At 60.6% G+C, this 467-nt stretch carries 1 protein-coding gene; it reads right to left on the bottom strand.

Features of this window, described 5'->3' with window-relative positions:
* A partial coding sequence (locus tag AC1D0P_RS29130; RefSeq protein ID WP_477679917.1) for an OB-fold nucleic acid binding domain-containing protein occupies positions 1-467 on the bottom strand: 467 nt, incomplete at both ends.

The raw sequence follows: 467 nt of genomic DNA, 5'->3' as shown, positions 1-467 counted from the left end.
GCCCGATGCCTTCCGGGCGTTCGTCGGCTTCAACGCCGATGATGAAGGATTTGCCGGGTTCGAGCATATCGCGGTATTGCGCCAGGGTTTCGGAGAACATCACCGCTTCGTACTGACCCGATGAATCCGAGAAGGCGATGATGCCCATCTTATTGCCGGTACGGGTCTTGCGCTCCTGCTTGCTGGTCACCGTGCCGGCCAGCCGGCCCGGCGCCTTGCCCTGCTTCACCGCATTGGCGAAATTGGCGAAGGTCTGGACGCGCAGCTTTTCCAGCGTTTTGACATAAGCATCGAGCGGATGGGCCGTCAGGTAGAAGCCGAGGACCTGGAATTCGCGCATCAGCTTTTCGGACGGCATCCAGGGCGTGGTGGGCTGGAATGTGATCTTTTCCGGCCCGCTCGCGGCATTGCCGAAGATGTCGATCTGGCCGCTCACCTTGTCGGACGCAGCCTTCTGCGTATAACCC

It is taken from the genome of Polaromonas sp. P1_G2 (assembly GCF_056405515.1).
This window is presented reverse-complemented; position numbering and strand designations above follow the sequence as displayed.